Genomic DNA, 16,626 nt, shown 5'->3' on the forward strand with positions numbered 1-16,626 from the left:
GCTCCTGCGACCCTACTTGACGAGCGGGAACAGGATCGTCTCGCGGATCCCGAGCCCGGTGATCGCCATCAGGAGGCGGTCGATGCCCATGCCCATGCCGCCGGTGGGGGGCATGCCGTGCTCGAGGGCGCGGAGGAAGTCCTCGTCCAGGCGCATCGCCTCGTCGTCGCCCGCGGCGGCCTGGCGGGCCTGCTCGACGAAGCGCTCGCGCTGCACGACCGGGTCGATCAGCTCGGAGTAGCCGGTGGCCAGCTCGAAGCCGCGGACGTAGAGGTCCCACTTCTCGACGACGCCCGGGATGCTGCGGTGCGCGCGCACGAGCGGCGAGGTGTCGACGGGGAAGTCCATCACGAAGGTCGGACGCGTCAGGCCGCCCTTCACGAAGTGCTCCCACAGCTCCTCGACGTACTTGCCGTGCGTGGGGACGTGCACCTCGACGCCCTCGCGCGCGGCGAGGGTCTCGAGCTCGGCGAGCTCCGTCTCCGGCGTGATCGCGATGCCGGCCGCGAGCGACAGGCTCTCGTACATCGAGATGCGGTCCCACCGGCCGCCGAGGTCGAACTCGGTGCCGTCGGCCCAGGTGACCACGTGCGAGCCCGCGACGGCCTGCGCCGCGTTCTGGATCAGCTCCTGGGTGAGGTCGGCGATCGAGTTGTAGTCGCCGTACGCCTGGTAGGCCTCGAGCATCGCGAACTCGGGCGAGTGGGTGGAGTCGGCGCCCTCGTTGCGGAAGTTGCGGTTGATCTCGAAGACCCGGTCGATGCCGCCGACGACCGCCCGCTTGAGGTAGAGCTCGGGCGCGATGCGCAGGTACAGCTCGGTGTCGAACGCGTTCGAGTGCGTGGCGAAGGGGCGGGCGGAGGCGCCGCCGTGCATCACCTGCAGCATCGGGGTCTCGACCTCGAGGAACTCGTGGGAGGCGAAGGTGTCGCGGAGGGAGGCGTTCACGTGGGCGCGGGTGACGACCGTCTCGCGGGCCTGGGGGCGCACGATCAGGTCGAGGTAGCGCTGGCGCATCCGGGTCTCGTCGCCGAGCTCGTTGTGCAGGTTCGGCAGCGGCAGGATCGACTTCGCGGCGATCGTCCACTCCGACACCCACACGCTCAGCTCGCCGCGCTTGCTCGAGACGACCTCGCCCTCGACGAAGAGGTGGTCGCCCAGGTCGACGAGCTCCTTCCACGCCGCCAGCGACTCCTCGCCCACGTCGCCGAGCGAGACCATGGCCTGGATCCGCTCGCCGTCGCCGGCCTGCAGCGTCGCGAAGCAGAGCTTGCCCGTGTTGCGCTGGAACACCACGCGGCCCGCGAGGCCGACGCGCTCGCCGGTCTTCACGTCCGGCTCGATGCCCTCGTGGCGCGCCCGGACGGCCGCGATGGTGTCGGTGACTCCGACCGCGACGGGGTAGGCGCCGGCGCCGAGGTCGTCGCCCGCGAGCTCGAGCAGGCGCTCGCGCTTGGCGAGGCGGACGGCCTTCTGCTCGGAGGCCTCCTGCTGCGCGGCCCGCTCGGCGGCGGCCTGCTCGGCGGCGGCCTGCTCGGAGTCGGACTGCTCGGCGGCGGGGGTCGTGGACTCGGGGACGTCGGGGGTGTCGGCCATGAGGGGTCGCGGTGCTTTCGGTTCGGGGCGGACGGCCGCGATCAGGCGAGCAGGATCGGGGCGTTGTCGAGGAGGCGGGTGGTGCCGACGATCGCGGCGACGAGCACGAGTGCCGGGCCGCGGTGGTCGGCGTCGACCGGGAGGAGCGTCGCGGGATCCACGACGACGAGGTAGTCCAGCTTAACGAGCGGCTCGGCGTGCGCGACGGCCTCGGCGGCCTCGATCGCCGCGGCGGCACCGCGGTCCGCGGCTTCCGCGGCGGCCGCGAGGAGGCGCGGCAGCACGAGGCCCGCGCGGCGCTGCTCCTCGTCGAGGTAGCGGTTGCGGCTGGAGCGGGCGAGCCCGTCCTCCTCCCGCACGATGCCGACGCCCTCGATCTCCACGGGCAGGTCGAGGTCGCGGACCATGCGGCGCACGAGGAACAGCTGCTGCGCGTCCTTCTGCCCGAAGACCGCGACGTCCGGCTGGGCGATGCTCAGGAGCTTGGCGACGACGGTGAGCATCCCGTCGAAGTGCCCCGGCCGCGCGCGCCCCTCGTAGAGGCCGCCGACCTCGCCCGCGACGACCCGCGTCGAGGACGGCCCGTCGGGGTACATCACGGCGACTCCCGGAGCGAAGAGGAGGTCGGCCCCGGCCGCGTCGAGCAGGGCGGTGTCGCCCTCGAGGTCGCGCGGGTAGCGGTCCAGGTCCTCGGACGGGCCGAACTGCAGCGGATTCACGAACACCGACACGACGACGACGTCGGCCAGCTCGCGCGCCCGCTCGACGAGGGCGAGGTGCCCGGCGTGCAGGGCGCCCATCGTCGGCACGAGCGCGATGCGCCGACCGGCCCGCCGCGCCTCCTGCAGCCGCTCGCGGAGGTCGCCGATGCGGTGGACGGTGCTGATCACCCGACGATGCTACCGGCGGGCCCGCGACCACCGGGGGCCCTCGGCACGGAGACGCCGTGCTCCTCCGCGAGGCACCGCCTCCCGAGCGGCGTCCCACCCGGGAGCGGCGTCTCGAGCGGCGCCGCCCGTCAGCCCGCCGCGCGGCGCAGGGCGTCGTCGACGGAGGAGCGGACGAGGCTGGAGAGGAAGAAGCCCGGCTTCTCGACGCCGATGCCCGCCAGCAGACCCGCCGCCTGGTCGACGATCGCCGTCGAGAAGGTCGTGGCGGTCGAGACGGCCTCCGCGTACGCGGCGCGGTCCGACTCCGCCACGGTCACCGGCTCCCCGCCCATCTCGACCACCAGCGCCTGCGCGATCGGCAGCACCGGGCCCGGCGCCGACACGGCGAAGTAGGTCTCGGCGAGGCGCGCCAGGTCGAGGCTGGTGCCGCTGAAGGCCATCGCCGGGTGGACTGCCAGGGGGATGACCCCGGAGGCGAGCGCCGGCGCGAGCACCCCGTAGCCGTGCTCGGGCGCCGTGTGCAGCACCAGCTGGCCGGGCTGCCACGCTCCGGTCGCGGCGAGCCCCGCGACCAGGGCGGCGATCTCGCTCCCGGGAACGGCGACGATCACCAGCTCGCTGCGCTCGACGAGCTCGGGGATCGCGAGCACGGGGACTCCGGGGAGCAGCGCGTCGGCGCGCTCGCGGCCGCTCTCGCTGGTGGTGGCGATCCCGATCACGGCGTGGCCGGCCCCGGCGAGCGCGGCACCCAGCACCGGGCCCACGCGTCCGGCACCGATCACGCCGACGCCCAGGCGTCCGTCGCGGCGGTTCTCAGGCATGCGGTTCCCCCTCCGGAGCGGGCCAGTCGGGCAGGGCGGGTGCGGCCGCGCGCCGCCCCCACTGGTGGCTCGCGTCGCGGTCGGCGGCCCGCACTCCGGCCGTCGCGAGGCTCTCGAAGAAGGCGAGTCCGTCGGCCGCGCTCATCACCGGCACGAGCGGAGTGACGGGGCCGGCCACCGTGTGCACGCGCGCCGAGGCCAGCCCGAGCAGGCGCTGGAGCGGTCCCTGCTGAACCCCGACGCTCTGCATCCGCGCCAGGGGCACCACGGCGACCCGCCGCCAGACCGCTCCGCTGCGCAGGATCGCGACCTCGTCCGTCAGCCGGTACCCGGTCCTCCGGAACGAGAAGGGGCGGAGCCACACCGCCGAGCGCGGCGCCCGGGTGAAGCCGGCCGCGTCGCGGTGCCGGAGTGCGTCTCCGACGGGCGTCGACTCCGCTCCCTCAGCCGGTCCGGGCAGCAGGAGGGCGAGGACGCGCTCGACCGCGGCGAGGTCGCCGACGGGCAGGATCGTGGTGTTCGGCTCGCCGTTCGCCCCGCGGGAGGCCGCGTGGCCGGCGCGGTCGATCCGCACCTGCCACCAGCCGAAGGGGCGCCAGAGCAGCGGCTGAGTGATCTCGACGGCGTGGATCCGGCCGGGCGGGATCGTGTCGCTGCTGGTCGAGAGCACGCCGTAGCCGACCCGCACGCCGTCGGGCGTCGCGGCGATCGAGTACCGGAGCGAGCGCACGAACTGGCGGACGTAGTAGCTGCCCGAGCCGATCAGGCCCGGCAGGATCGCGAAGAGCACGTAGGGCGAGCCGTAGACGGCGACGAACACCACGGCGACGACCGAGGCGGCCAGGAACAGCGTGAAGCCGCTGAAGACGAGCGAGCCGAGGAGTCGGCCCGGCGGGATCGAGACGACCGACTCGGGCGGCGTCTCGTCCTGAGGCTCACCGAACTCCTCCAGCCGGCGCGCCAGGAAGCCGCCCGCCGGAGCCGCACCGTCGACCGTCGCCTCCCGCTCGCGCACCCCGGACGCGAGCCGCAGGATGTCGCGGCGCAGGGCGTCAACCAAGCGCGACCCGAGGTACGACAGCTGGACGTTCGCGTCCTGCCCGGCCACGCTCACCTCGAGCTTCGCGGCCCCGAACAGCCGGGCGAACAGCGGACGCTGCACCGCGATGCCCTGGATGCGGTCCAGCCGCGCCCGCCGGTTGGTCCGGAAGAGCACGCCGGAGCGCACCTCGACGAGCTCGTCCGTGATGCGGAAGGTGTGCATCCGCCAGGACAGCCAGAACGCGAAGACGGCGACCGCCAGGCCCACCGCGACCGCCAGCAGCGCCCAGCCGACGAGACCGCGGCGCAGCAGCTCGTCGACCGGATCGCCGCTCTCGTACCCCTCCGGCCCGGGCAGGAACAGCTCGACCAGGCGCTCGCGGAGGTTCGTGATCACGATGCCGAGGACGACCAGCAGGCCGATCCCGCCCTTGAGGACCGGTGTCGCGGGGTGCAGGCGGTGCCACTCCCCGTCGGCGAGGTCCGTCTCGACGGCGCGGAGCTCGGTCACAGGCCGGCCCGGCGCGACTCGGCGAGCTCGACCAGGCGGTCGCGGAGCTCCTCCGCGTCCTGCTCGGCCAGGCCCGGGATGCTGACGCCGGTGGCCGCGGCGGCGGTGACGAAGCGGAGGTCGGCGAGGCCGAGCGCCCGGGCGAGTGGCCCGCGGTTGACGTCGATGAGCTGCATCCGCCCGTACGGCACCGACACGAAGCGCTGGAACATGATGCCGCGGCGGAAGAGGAGGTCGTCCTGGCGCAGGAGGTAGCCGTAGGCGCGCGCACGGCGCGGGGCCACGATCAGGAGGGTCACCGCGAGTGCGGCCGCGGCGGCCAGCGGGATCCAGCCCCACGGCAGGCCGATCAGCATCAGCACCACGGGCACGGCGAGCAGCAGCACGCTCGACACGACGGCCGACACGATCTCGACCGCGACGTACCGGGGCGAGACGCGGCGCCACTCCCCCGTGATGTCGAGGCGGTCCCGCCGGCGTCCCCTCGCGTCGCGGCGGGTCGTCGGCGACGCGTCCTCGGGCTCGGCGGGCATGGCGTCGTCCTCACTGCCCGCGGCGATCCGGGCGTCGGCGTCAGGCGTGGTTCACCTCGCCGACGGCGCTGTCGTCGTCGTCGCTCGGCGGGATGGTGCACAGATGCTCGGCGACCAGGCCGGCCACCAGCAGGACGAGCGCACCCACGATGGTCGCGACGTCCTGCCACACGGAGCCTAGCGAAGGGATCGCACGGCTCAGCAGGTACACCAGGATGCCGCCGGAGGCTCCGAGCAGCAGAGCACCGACGTGGCTGGACGCCTTCGCCAGCACCACGACGCGCATCGCCCGGAACGGATCGATGGCCCGGCGCAGCGTGCCCTTCGTGGCGCGGTGGATCGGCACGGCGAAGCCGAGCACGAGGGCGGCGACCACGATCAGGGTCAGCGGAACCGTCAGCGGCGGGATGAGCACGGGGCGGCCGGCGGCGGCGATCGCGAGGTCGAGGAGGAACCCCGCGACGGCCCCGGCGAGGCCGAGTCCGAGCAGGGTGCTGATGCGGGTGCGCCTCACGGGGTCCTGCTCTCGGGGTCGGCGGTGCTGCCGCGGGCGGAGTCGCGCCCAGGCCAGGTCAGCCCGGCCGGGTGGTCGGTCACGCGGTCGGTCGCCCGTGCGCGCAGCTCGGCCACGGGTCCGGCTCCGGGAAGGACCGCCGCCGGCTCGGCGTCGAGCCAGGGCTCGAGCACGAAGGCCCGCTCGGCCGCCCGCGGGTGCGGGAGGGTCAGGTGCGGGTCGTCGCGGAGCACGCCGCCGACCGCGATCACGTCGATGTCGAGGGTCCGGTCGCCCCAGCGCTCCTCGCCCTCGCCGCGGATCCGGCCGCCGGCCGATTCGATCGCCGCCGTCGCCGCGAGCAGGTCGTCGGGCTCGAGGACGGTCGAGCCGGTCACGACCGCGTTGAGGTACCCGGGCGCGTCCTCGTCGACGCCCTCGGGCTTCCACGCGGGCGACTCGACGACCTTGGACACCGCCTCGATGCGCAGGCCCGGCGTCGTGGCGAGGGCCCGCAGCGCCTCCTCGAGGTGCGCCAGGCGGTCGCCGAGGTTGCTGCCGAGCGCGAGCACGACGTGGCGCACCGGGCGGACGCGCTCCTGCCGTGGCCTCACGAGCGGGTCCTCGTGATCTGCACGGCGACGTCCTCGAACGGCAGCGGGATCGGCGCGTCCGGCTTGTGGACGGTGATGCGGACGACGTCGGCGGCGGCGAAGCCCAGGGCGACCCGGGCGAGGCGCTCGGCCAGGGTCTCGATGAGGTCGACCGGGTCGCGGGTCACCGCGTCGGCCAGGGCGATCGCGAGCTCGCCGTAGTGCACCGTCTCGGCCAGCGCGTCGTCCTCGGCCGCCGGCGCGGTGTCGAGCCAGACCGTCGCGTCGATCACGAAGTCCTGTCCGTTCTCGCGCTCGAAGTCGAAGACGCCGTGGTGCGCGCGCACGCGCAGCCCGGTGAGGGTGATGGAGTCGCGCACGGCGAGGGCGGCGGGGTCGATCGCGGTCACGGGGTCTCCTCCTGGAGTCGGGCGGCGAGGGCCAGGGCACGGGCGGACGAGCGGACGTCGTGGACCCGGACGCCCCAGGCGCCGTGCTCGGCGGCGATGAGGCTCAGCATGGCGGAGACCTCGTCGCGCTCGGCGGCCGGGGCGCCGGCGGGGGCGAACGGAGCGAGGAACCGCTTGCGCGAGTGGCCGACCAGGACCGGGAAGCCCAGCGAGACGATCGCGTCGAGCCCGGCCAGCAGCGCCCAGTCGTGCGCGCCGACCTTCGCGAAGCCGAGGCCGGGGTCGAGCAGGAGGCGGTCGTCCCGGATCCCGGCCTCACGGGCGGCGTCGACGCGGCGCTCGAGCTCGCCGCGGACGTCCGCCACCACGTCGCCGTAGGAGGCGAGAGCGGTCATGCCCGCGCTGTGCCCGCGCCAGTGCATCGCGATGTAGACGGCGCCGCGCTCGGCGACGAGCGCGAGCATCCGCGGATCGGCGAGGCCGCCGGAGACGTCGTTGACGACGACGGCGCCGGCATCCAGGGCGGCCTCGGCCGTGGCGGCGCTCATCGTGTCGATGCTGACGCGCACCCCCTCCGCGGCGAGGGCGCGGACGACGGGCAGCACGCGGCCCTGCTCGGCGGCGGAGTCGACGCGCGCCGCACCGGGGCGGGTGCTCTCTCCGCCGACGTCGACCAGGTCCGCGCCGAACGCGGCGGGCCCGTCCCCGGCGGGCCGGGTCAGGTCGAGGCCGTGACGGACGGCGTCGTCGACGGACAGCCAGCGTCCGCCGTCGCTGAACGAGTCCGGAGTGACGTTGAGGATCCCGAGGAGCGCGGCGCGGCCGGTCGGCGTGAGGTCGGCGACGGTGGTGGCCACGTCACTCCCCCCGCGCGGCGCCGATCAGCGCGATGATCTCGGCGCGGGCGGCCGGGTCGGCGAGGGAACCGCGGGCGGCGACCGTCACGGTCGAGCTCGCGGTCTGGCGCGGCCCGCGCATCCGCACGCAGCCGTGCTCGGCGTCGACCACGACGAGCACTCCCTCGGGAGCGAGGCCCTGCTCGAGCGCGTCGGCGATCTGCTCGGTCATCCGCTCCTGGATCTGCGGTCGCGACGCGACCGTCTCGACCACGCGCGGCAGCCGGCCGAGGCCGACGACCCGCTCCTGCGGCCGGTAGGCGATGTGCGCGACGCCGAGGAACGGCAGGAGGTGGTGCTCGCAGACGGAGCGGAAGGCGAGGTCGCGCACGATCACCGTCTGGTCGAGCGGCGACTCCTGGCCGCCCTCGACCACCGCGAACGTCTCGGTCAGCTGGGCCGCGGCGTCGTCGTCGAACCCGCCGAAGAACTCCTCGTACGCCTCGGCGAACCGCCGCGGCGTGTCGAGGAGTCCCTCGCGGCCCGGGTCGTCCCCGATGGCCGCGAGGATCTCGGCGACGGCCGCCTCGATGCGCGCCTTGTCGACGGGCACGCGCGCGCTACGCCGTCGCGGGGCGCGGGTTGATCAGCGGCGGGCGCTTCGGCGCGACCTCGTCGGCACCAGCGGAGGAGACTCCCCCGTCGGTCGCACCCGAGTCGATCGGCGCCTTGGCGACCGGGACCGCGATGGGCGGCAGGTCGGACAGGGGGCGCTTGTCGCTCGAGAGCCACTGCGGGCGCTCGTCGATGCGGCGGACGTCCTTGAAGATCTCGGCCAGCTGGTCGTGGTCGAGCGTCTCCTTCTCGAGCAGCTCCATCGCGAGGCGGTCGAGGATGTCGCGGTTGTCGTTGATGACCTGCCACGCCTCGTCGTGCGCCTGCTCGATGAGCTGGCGCGTCTCGGCGTCGACCGTCTCGGCGATCTGCTCGGAGTAGTCGCGCTGGTGGCCCATGTCGCGGCCGAGGAACATCTCGCCCGACGACTGGCCGAGCTTGACCGCTCCGACGTTCGCGGACATGCCGTAGTCGGTGACCATCTTGCGGGCGATGGAGGTCGCCTTCTCGATGTCGTTCGACGCTCCGGTGGTGGGGTCGTGGAAGACGATCTCCTCCGCGACGCGGCCGCCCATCGCGTACGTGAGCTGGTCGAGGAGCTCGTTGCGGGTCGTGGAGTACTTGTCCTCCAGCGGGAGCACCATCGTGTAGCCGAGGGCGCGACCGCGCGGAAGGATCGTGACCTTGGTCACGGGGTCGGTGTGGCGCATCGCCGCCGCCGCCAGAGCGTGTCCGCCCTCGTGGTAGGCGGTGATCAGCTTCTCCTTGTCGCGCATGACCCGCGTGCGGCGCTGCGGCCCCGCGATGACGCGGTCGATGGCCTCGTCGAGCGCGCGGTTGTCGATCAGCTGCGCGTTGGAGCGGGCGGTGAGCAGTGCGGCCTCGTTGAGGACGTTGGCCAGGTCGGCGCCGGTGAAGCCCGGGGTCTTGCGGGCGACGACCTCGAGGTCGACTCCGCCGGCGAGCGGCTTGCCGCGGCCGTGGACCTCGAGGATCCGCTTGCGGCCGAGCAGGTCGGGGGCGTCGACGCCGATCTGGCGGTCGAAGCGGCCCGGACGCAGCAGTGCGGGGTCGAGGATGTCGGGGCGGTTCGTCGCCGCGATCAGGATGACGTTCGTCTTGACGTCGAAGCCGTCCATCTCGACCAGCAGCTGGTTGAGGGTCTGCTCGCGCTCGTCGTGACCGCCGCCCATGCCGGCGCCGCGGTGACGGCCGACGGCGTCGATCTCGTCGACGAAGATGATGGCCGGCGAGTTCTCCTTCGCCTGCTGGAACAGGTCGCGGACACGGCTCGCGCCGACGCCGACGAACATCTCGACGAAGTCCGATCCGGAGATCGAGTAGAAGGGGACGCCCGCCTCGCCCGCGACCGCGCGCGCCAGCAGGGTCTTGCCGGTGCCGGGAGGGCCGTAGAGCAGGACGCCCTTCGGGATGCGGGCGCCGACTGCCTGGAACTTCGCGGGCTCCTTGAGGAACTCCTTGATCTCGTGCAGCTCCTCGATCGCCTCGTCGGCGCCGGCGACATCGCCGAACGTGACCTTGGGCGACTCCTTCGAGACGAGCTTCGCCTTCGACTTGCCGAACTGCATGACGCGGTTGCCGCCGCCCTGCATGCCCGAGAGCATCAGCCAGAAGAACGCGCCGATCAGCAGGATGGGGAGCAGGAAGCCGAGAGCCGAGAGGAACCAGTTGGTCTGCGGGACCTCGTCGTTGTAGCCGGTGCTGCCGAGATCGGCCGCGGACACCGCGTCGACGACCTCCGCGCCGCGAGGGGCCACGTAGTAGAACTGCACCTGCGTGCCGTTGTCGCCGTCGGCCTGCTTGAGCGTGAGATCGACGCGCTGCTCGCCGTCCACGATCTTCGCCGAGTCGACCTTGCCGTCCTTCAGGAGGTCGAGACCCTCCTGCGTCGTGACCGGCCGGAAGCCGGACATGGTGATCAGCGAGGAGCCGATCCACACCGCGACGATCGCCAGGACGACGTAGAGGATGGGACCCCGGAAGATGCGCTTCACGTTCATGCTTGTTGCGGGTGCGACACCCGGCGCCTTTCTGACGAGGAGATTGTGCCTGCCAGGCTACCTCCCGCACTCTGAGCGCCGCCCACGCGTTCGCCGTGGGCCGAACGGCCGCGGGCTGTGTGGTCTGGCGGGGATGCGGCGGGCCGCATCCCCGCGCGCGGTCGGCTTCGCGACGGGGTGCGTTCCGCAGAGCGGGTCTCGTCGGACTGCCGGGAAACGCTGACACGCGTTTCCCGGTCCGCGTCCTCTGCCTTGCGGGTGGAGGCGGGTGCTTCACGGGCAGGGCGCGCCGCGAGAGCGCAGGAGTTGTCGCACTCGAGCTCGACAGCGACAACTACTGCGGTCTCGGGGGGCGCTGGCGTCCGAGCGGGGCGTGCCGCGAGAAGGGGCAGCAGGCGCGGACCGGGCAGGCCGGGCCCGCCCGGCCCGGGTCAGGCCGACTCGAGGAGGGGCTCCGGGTCGCGGAGGACGGGCACGAGGCCGCGGCGGCGGCGGGCGGCGGCCAGCACGGTCACGGCGAGCGCCCCGACCAGCCAGAGCACGAGCACCAGGACCGCGTGCGCGACTCCGATGCTGCCGCCGGCGATCAGCGAGCGGAACGCCTCCACCGTCCAGGTCAGCGGCAGCACGCCGTGGATCGCCTGGAAGAACGCGGGCGCGGTCTCGACCGGGTAGGTTCCTCCGGCCGAGGACAGCTGCAGCACGATCATCAGCAGCGCCAGGAACCGGCCCGGGGCGTCCAGCAGCGCGATCAGCGCCTGGTTGATCGCCACGAAGGTGAGGCTCGTGAGCACGGCGATCCCGATCAGCCCGGGCAGGTTCGACGCCTCGACGCCCACTCCGAAGCGGATGACGAGCGCGGCCAGGACGCCCTGGGCGACCGCCATCAGCGCGCCGGGCAGGTAGCTGCGCAGCGCGCTGACCCAGGCGGGCCGGCGCGCGGCGAGGAGGCGGGAGCTGAGCGGGGCGCTCATCAGGTAGAAGGCGAGCGCGCCGACCCAGAGCGCGAGCGCCATGAAGTAGGGGGCGAGGCCGTAGCCGTAGGACGGCACGCGGTTCATCCGCTCGGCGTCGATCCCGACCGGGGCGGCCGCGACGATGCTGAGCTCCTGAGCCTGCTCGCCGGTGTAGGTGGGCACGTCGTCCGCGCCGTCCGAGAGCTTCGTGTCGAGGGTGCGCGATCCCGAGGCGAGCGAGTCGATCCCGTCGGCGAGGTCCTGCGAACCGGTGGCCGCGTCAGCCGAGCCGGTCGCGGCGGTCTCGGCGCCGTCCGCGAGGTCCGAGGCGCCCGTCGCGAGGGCGGCCGTCCCGGAGGCGAGGTCGGAGGCGCCGGCGGCCGCGGACGCGATGCCGCTGGTGAGCGGGCCGACCGCGCCGGAGAGGGTGTCCACTCCGCCGGCGACCTGCGCGGCTCCGCCGTCGAGGGTCGCAGCTCCCTGGGCGAGGGCCTGCGCACCGGTCTGCAGCTTCTGGGCGCCGTCGGCGGCGGAGGTCGCCCCGGTGGACAGAGCGGCGGTGCCGGTCGCGAGGTCGGCGGCTCCGCCCGAGACCGTGGCGGCACCGGCGGCGAGCGCCGTCAGTCCGCTCCCGTCGTCGCCGACGAGCGCGGTCGCACCGGAGGCGAGCGTCTGCGCGCCCGCGTCCGCCGAGGCGGCTCCGCCCGCGAGAGCGGCCGCACCCTGCTCGAGGGCGGTCAGCTCGGCCACGCGCTGGGCGTCGGACAGCGAGTCGTACCGCGAGAGCAGGGAGGCGAGGCCGGAGTCGACTCCGGTCGCTCCGGTGGCGAGTTGCGGAGTGGCGGTCGCGAGCGCTCCCGCGCCGGTCGCGAGCTGCTGGGCTCCTGCGAGGGCCTTCCCCGCTCCGTCGGAGAGGGAGGCGGACCCGGTGGCCAGCGCCGCGGCACCGGATGCCGCCGAGACCGCGCCGTCCTTCAGGGTCGACGTCCCCGCGGCGAGGTCGGTGGCGCCCGAGGCGAGCGACGCCGCTCCGCCGTCGAGCTGCTGGGCGCCGGCGGCGACCGTGCGGGCTCCCGTGTCGAGCGCCGCCGCCTGGTCGGGCAGCTGCCCGGTCCCGCTCGCGATCCGCTGGAGTCCCGACGAGAGGTCGGACGCTCCGGAGGCCGCGCTCCCCGTGCCCGAGCGGAGGGAGTCGGCGCCGGTCGCCAGCTGCGCGGTGCCGTCCTGCAGCTGCGCGAGCCCGACGACCAGCTCGGAGGAGCCGGACGCGGCGGTCCCGGCGCCGTCCGCCAGCTGAGCGGCGCCGTCGGCCGCCTGCTCGAGGCTCGAGTGCACGTCGGTGAAGCCGAGGTAGACGTTCTCGAGGTAGGTCGCGCCGACCTTCTCCTCCAGCGTCTTCGTCACGGTGGTGCCGATGGTGGAGGCGATGTTGCCGACGATCAGGTTGGCCGCGTCGTTCGTCTCGATCGACAGCTTCGCCTGCACGGCCGCGGCGGGGTCGTCGCCGCCGACGGAGGCGACGTCGGCCGAGAAGCCGGCCGGCACCGTCAGCACGGCGAGGACGTCGCCGGAGGCGAGCTCGCGGGACGCCTCGTCGGCACCGGTCGCCGTCCAGGCGAAGTCCGAGCCGGACGTGTCGGTGGTGAGCTGCTCGGTCAGGTCGTCGCCGAGGGCGAGCGCGGAGCCGTCCGAGGCGGTCGCGCCGGTGTCCTCGTTGACGATCGCGGCGGGCACCGTGCCGAGGTGGTGCGTGGGATCGAGGTTGGCCGAGGTCAGCAGTCCCGCGTAGATCAGCGGGATGAGCGCGATCGCGGCGAAGACGACGACGAGGCGCGGGTTCACGGCGCGCAGGGCGCGGCGGAGCGGGGAGGTGGTCATGGTCCTTCTACTTCGTGGAGTGCAGGGCGGCGAGCCGCGGCGAGGCGACTCCGGTGACGAGGAGCTCGGCGATGTCGGCGGAGGCCGAGGCCGCGGGACGGCGGGCGTCGCCGTCGAGGAGCCAGCCGACGACAAGCCAGGTGGTGCCGGCGGCGAGGAGGACGGCGAAGCGCTCGACGCGTGCGTGGTCGCCGCCGCCCGATCCGCGCTCGGCGAGGGGCGAGAAGGCGAGGAGCCGCTGCGCGAGGAACGCGACGACCGACTCCTGCACGGCGCGGGCCGTGCCTCCGCTCAGCACGCGGCGGTAGAAGTCGGCGTGCACGAGCAGGCCCTCGAGGAGCCCGCGGACGATGCGGGGGACCGCGCCCTCCCAGTCGGCGGGGGCGGTGCCGGGAGCGACGTCGCCGAACAGCGCGTGCATCCGCTCCACCGCGGCGGCCTCGATCAGGGACGGCACATCGCCGAAATGCTGGTAGAACGTGGGGCGGCTGACGCCCGCGGCGCCGCAGAGCTCCGTGATGGAGGGCTGGTCGTCGCCCGGGCGGTCGAGGGCCGTCGTGATCGCGGTGAGCAGGAGCTCGCGCGAGCGGGTGAGCCGCGGATCGGTCACGGGGTCCTTCTTCCCGGCGCGAGGAGCGCCTTCTTTACGTCCGTCAGATAACTTACAACCGTAAAGAAGAGCGCGCAAGCGTCAGGAGGAGGGCGGCTCCGGGAGCAGCGTCGCGATGGCGGACGTGTCGACGATCACCGAGTCGTGCGGAGTCAGTCCCGGGCTCCGCGGCGTCGGCACCGGCAGGCGCACGAGCAGGGCGCCCGGATCCACGCCGAAGCGCCCGGAGCGGGTGCGGCCGACCGGATCGCCGTCCAGCTCGGCGAGCACCGGCTGGTCGAGCTCGAACGAGAACTCGCGGCCGGGCCACTGCCGGAGGGAGGCGAGCCCGTTGCGGTTGCCGGTCGCGACATCCAGCGCGAGGCCGAAGCGCCGACGCAGCAGCACCAGCTCCAGGTCGCCGTCGTCGAGCACCGCGCCCGCGGCCAGCTCGATGTTCGCCACCACGGAGCTGCAGTTGCAGGCCAGCACCATGAAGCAGCGCTGCGGAGGCTCCTCCGCGCCGTCGATCGTGAGGGTCACCTCGAATCCGGCCTTGAACATCGCCGGCGCCCCCGCCGCGAAGTAGGCGCCCCAGCCCACCCGCTTCTTCAGCTCCTCGTCCGTCTTGTCCATGATCTCGGCGTCCAGGCCCACCCCGCCCATCACCATGAACACCCGCTCCTCGCCGTCGTCGAACGCGGCCGTGCCCACGTCGATCGCGCGGTCCTGCCCGAGCAGGGCGATCTCGACCGCCTCGGGCAGCGAGCCGAGCGGGATCCCGAGGTTCCGCGCGAGGAGGTTGCCCGTGCCGCTGGGCAGCAGGCCGTAGGGGACGCCGGTCCCCCGCAGCACCGTGGCGACGGCGCGGACGGTGCCGTCGCCTCCCATCGAGCAGACCAGGTCCGGGCCCGCCTCGAGTGCGGCGCGGGCCGCGGCGGCACCGGAGTCGCCCGGGCTGGTCTCGAACCAGAGCGGCTCGTTCCAGCCGTGGCGGCGCGCGATCGTCGCGACCAGGTCCTCCGCGGCGCCGACGTCGTCGAACTTGCTCGGGTTGATCACGACGGCGACGGTGCGCTTCTCGGGTGCCTTCACCCCGTCAGTCTGACGGCACCGGCGACCGGTCCAGTCGCGCTGACGCCTCCAGGGCGAGCACGGCGCCGATCTCGGCCGAGAGCGTGGCGGGCAGCGACGGAGGCGCGTCCCAGCGGGGCCCGGCCAGCAGCACGCCGCGGCGGACGCTCGAGCTCTGCAGCGCGGCGACGCTGCCGGCGACGAAGCCGCGGAGGCGGGCGGCCACCGCGGGCGCGACTCCGCTCGTCGTGGCGAGGTCGACGAGGTGCCGGTAGGCGATGCCGCCGAACAGGGCACCGTCCCCCGATCCCTGGTCGACGAAGACGCCGTCGGGGGCGAGCCGGTCCAGCAGGTCCTCGGCCGTGCGGGAGGCGTGGGCGACCAGGCGGAGGTCGGGCCGCAGGCGGTGCAGGGCGAGCGCCGCGCCGATGTACACGGCGTGGTTGTAGCTGAAGGCCCAGTCGTCGCGCGCGGAACCTCCCTCGCGGCCGATGCCGTCGGCGACGAAGCCGGTGTCGTCGTCGCGGAGGCGCACGTGCATCCAGTCGAGGGCGGCGCGCGAGAGCTCCTCCCGGCCGTCGGGCCGCAGCCGCTCCAGGCGCGCGCCGAGGATCGCGAACGGGCCGTTCGCGGGCGCGTTCTTGTAGTCCAGCTGCCGGCGGCGCCAGGCGAGGCTCGCCCCGTGGCGGAGGTTCCAGCCCTTCGCGACGGCGAAGCGCCACAGGCGGTCGGCCCGGTCGAGGAAGCGCGGGTCGCCCGAGGCCTCCCCGAGGCGGGCGAGCGCGCCACCGAGCCACATCATGTCGTCGAAGTAGCCGTTGACCAGGCGCCCGCCGTTTCGGAGGCGGATCGCGCGATGGATCCGCCGGGCCCGCTCCAGGTGCGCCTCGTCGCCCGTGCGCTCGAAGGCGTCGACGGCCGCGTCGATCGCGTGCGCGAGCCACCAGTAGTTGAACTCGAGGTCGGCCCGCAGCGAGGTCGGGTAGCTCATGTGGTAGCCCAGCAGCGGCACCGCGAAGAGCCGCTCGAGGCTCTCCTGCGCGGTGTCCGCGGGGCTACTCGTAGACGTGCGGGGCGAGGACGGCGACATCGCGGAGGTTGCGGTAGCGCTCGGCGTAGTCGAGCCCGTACCCGATCACGAACTCGTTCGGGATGTCGAAGCCGACATAGGCCACGTCGACCTCGACCTTGGCGGCCGCGGGCTTGCGGAACAGCGCGCAGATCTCGACGGACTCGGCGCCGCGGCTGCGGAGGTTGCCCTGCAGCCACGAGAGCGTGAGGCCGGAGTCGATGATGTCCTCGACGATCAGCACCTTGCGGTTCGTGATGTCGGAGTCGAGGTCCTTCAGGATCCGCACGACGCCGGAGGACTTGGTGCCGCTCCCGTAGGACGAGACGGCCATCCAGTCCATGACGATGTCGAGCTTGAGCTCGCGGGCCAGATCGGCCATCACCATCACGGCGCCGCGCAGCACCCCGACGATGAGCAGGTTCTCGCCCGCGTAGTCGCGCTCGATGGCGCGGGCCAGGGCGCGGATCCGCTCGTGGATCTCGGCCTCGGTGTAGAGGACCTCGGTGATGTCGTCGGCGATGTCGGCTGCTTCCACCCGGCCACTCTACGGGTGACCGGCCCCCGTCTCCCCTCCGCGAGACTCCGCTCTCGTACACCTCCGTCGGCGAGTCGCGTGCCGGAGCGGCATCTCGCGGGGAGGGGTCGGGCGCCCCGCGAGATGCCGCTCCGGCACGCGACTCGCCGACGGAGGTGTACG

General features: G+C 73.8%; 16 protein-coding genes. All 16 read right to left on the reverse strand.

What is annotated here, in order from left to right; all coding sequences use genetic code 11:
• Positions 1 to 12: 12 nt before the first annotated feature.
• Complete coding sequence (gene lysS / locus C5C39_RS05965; RefSeq protein ID WP_104352886.1) at positions 13 to 1,596, reverse strand: lysine--tRNA ligase; 1,584 nt, start codon at positions 1,594 to 1,596, stop codon at positions 13 to 15.
• Positions 1,597 to 1,637: 41 nt separating this feature from the next.
• On the reverse strand, positions 1,638 to 2,486 hold the full coding sequence (panC, locus tag C5C39_RS05970; protein ID WP_104352887.1) for a pantoate--beta-alanine ligase: 849 nt from the start codon (positions 2,484 to 2,486) through the stop codon (positions 1,638 to 1,640).
• Between the two features lie 128 nt (positions 2,487 to 2,614).
• Positions 2,615 to 3,307, reverse strand: coding sequence for a Rossmann-like and DUF2520 domain-containing protein (locus C5C39_RS05975; RefSeq protein ID WP_104224097.1), 693 nt, complete (start codon positions 3,305 to 3,307; stop codon positions 2,615 to 2,617).
• Positions 3,300 to 4,859, reverse strand: coding sequence for a PH domain-containing protein (locus C5C39_RS05980; protein WP_104327245.1), 1,560 nt, complete (start codon positions 4,857 to 4,859; stop codon positions 3,300 to 3,302). The genes C5C39_RS05975 and C5C39_RS05980 overlap by 8 nt, the downstream gene beginning before the upstream one ends.
• Positions 4,856 to 5,392: a PH domain-containing protein gene (locus tag C5C39_RS05985; RefSeq protein WP_104234302.1), complete on the reverse strand. Its 537-nt coding sequence runs from the start codon at positions 5,390 to 5,392 to the stop codon at positions 4,856 to 4,858. The genes C5C39_RS05980 and C5C39_RS05985 overlap by 4 nt, the downstream gene beginning before the upstream one ends.
• Before the next feature lie 40 nt (positions 5,393 to 5,432).
• Positions 5,433 to 5,906: a DUF3180 domain-containing protein gene (locus C5C39_RS05990; protein ID WP_104226009.1), complete on the reverse strand. Its 474-nt coding sequence runs from the start codon at positions 5,904 to 5,906 to the stop codon at positions 5,433 to 5,435.
• Positions 5,903 to 6,499 (reverse strand): 2-amino-4-hydroxy-6-hydroxymethyldihydropteridine diphosphokinase, encoded by a 597-nt coding sequence (gene folK / locus C5C39_RS05995; protein ID WP_104255533.1) that lies wholly within the window; start codon positions 6,497 to 6,499, stop codon positions 5,903 to 5,905. The genes C5C39_RS05990 and folK overlap by 4 nt, the downstream gene beginning before the upstream one ends.
• Complete coding sequence (gene folB / locus C5C39_RS06000; protein ID WP_258075781.1) at positions 6,496 to 6,888, reverse strand: dihydroneopterin aldolase; 393 nt, start codon at positions 6,886 to 6,888, stop codon at positions 6,496 to 6,498. The genes folK and folB overlap by 4 nt, the downstream gene beginning before the upstream one ends.
• On the reverse strand, positions 6,885 to 7,745 hold the full coding sequence (gene folP, locus C5C39_RS06005; protein WP_104287740.1) for a dihydropteroate synthase: 861 nt from the start codon (positions 7,743 to 7,745) through the stop codon (positions 6,885 to 6,887). The genes folB and folP overlap by 4 nt, the downstream gene beginning before the upstream one ends.
• 1 nt (position 7,746) lies before the next feature.
• A complete protein-coding gene (gene folE / locus C5C39_RS06010) occupies positions 7,747 to 8,337 on the reverse strand; it encodes a GTP cyclohydrolase I FolE (protein WP_104352888.1) in 591 nt (196 codons plus the stop codon).
• Positions 8,338 to 8,344: 7 nt separating this feature from the next.
• The gene (gene ftsH, locus C5C39_RS06015) at positions 8,345 to 10,360 is read right to left on the reverse strand and encodes an ATP-dependent zinc metalloprotease FtsH (RefSeq protein WP_104224104.1); all 2,016 of its coding nucleotides are present in this window, start codon (positions 10,358 to 10,360) and stop codon (positions 8,345 to 8,347) included.
• 431 nt (positions 10,361 to 10,791) lie between these two features.
• Positions 10,792 to 13,194 carry a YhgE/Pip domain-containing protein gene (locus C5C39_RS06020; protein WP_104352889.1) on the reverse strand — a complete coding sequence of 801 codons (2,403 nt, stop codon included), beginning with the start codon at positions 13,192 to 13,194 and terminating at the stop codon, positions 10,792 to 10,794.
• Between the two features lie 7 nt (positions 13,195 to 13,201).
• Positions 13,202 to 13,804 carry a TetR/AcrR family transcriptional regulator gene (locus C5C39_RS06025; protein WP_104248069.1) on the reverse strand — a complete coding sequence of 201 codons (603 nt, stop codon included), beginning with the start codon at positions 13,802 to 13,804 and terminating at the stop codon, positions 13,202 to 13,204.
• 81 nt (positions 13,805 to 13,885) lie between these two features.
• A complete protein-coding gene (locus C5C39_RS06030) occupies positions 13,886 to 14,878 on the reverse strand; it encodes a diacylglycerol kinase family protein (RefSeq protein WP_104234307.1) in 993 nt (330 codons plus the stop codon).
• A gap of 4 nt (positions 14,879 to 14,882) precedes the next feature.
• Positions 14,883 to 15,947: a glycoside hydrolase family 76 protein gene (locus C5C39_RS06035; protein WP_104352890.1), complete on the reverse strand. Its 1,065-nt coding sequence runs from the start codon at positions 15,945 to 15,947 to the stop codon at positions 14,883 to 14,885.
• On the reverse strand, positions 15,913 to 16,464 hold the full coding sequence (gene hpt, locus C5C39_RS06040) for a hypoxanthine phosphoribosyltransferase (RefSeq protein ID WP_104238400.1): 552 nt from the start codon (positions 16,462 to 16,464) through the stop codon (positions 15,913 to 15,915). The genes C5C39_RS06035 and hpt overlap by 35 nt, the downstream gene beginning before the upstream one ends.
• Positions 16,465 to 16,626 lie beyond the last annotated feature (162 nt).

Source organism: Rathayibacter sp. AY1F3, from assembly GCF_002931975.1.
Lineage (GTDB): Bacteria > Actinomycetota > Actinomycetes > Actinomycetales > Microbacteriaceae > Rathayibacter.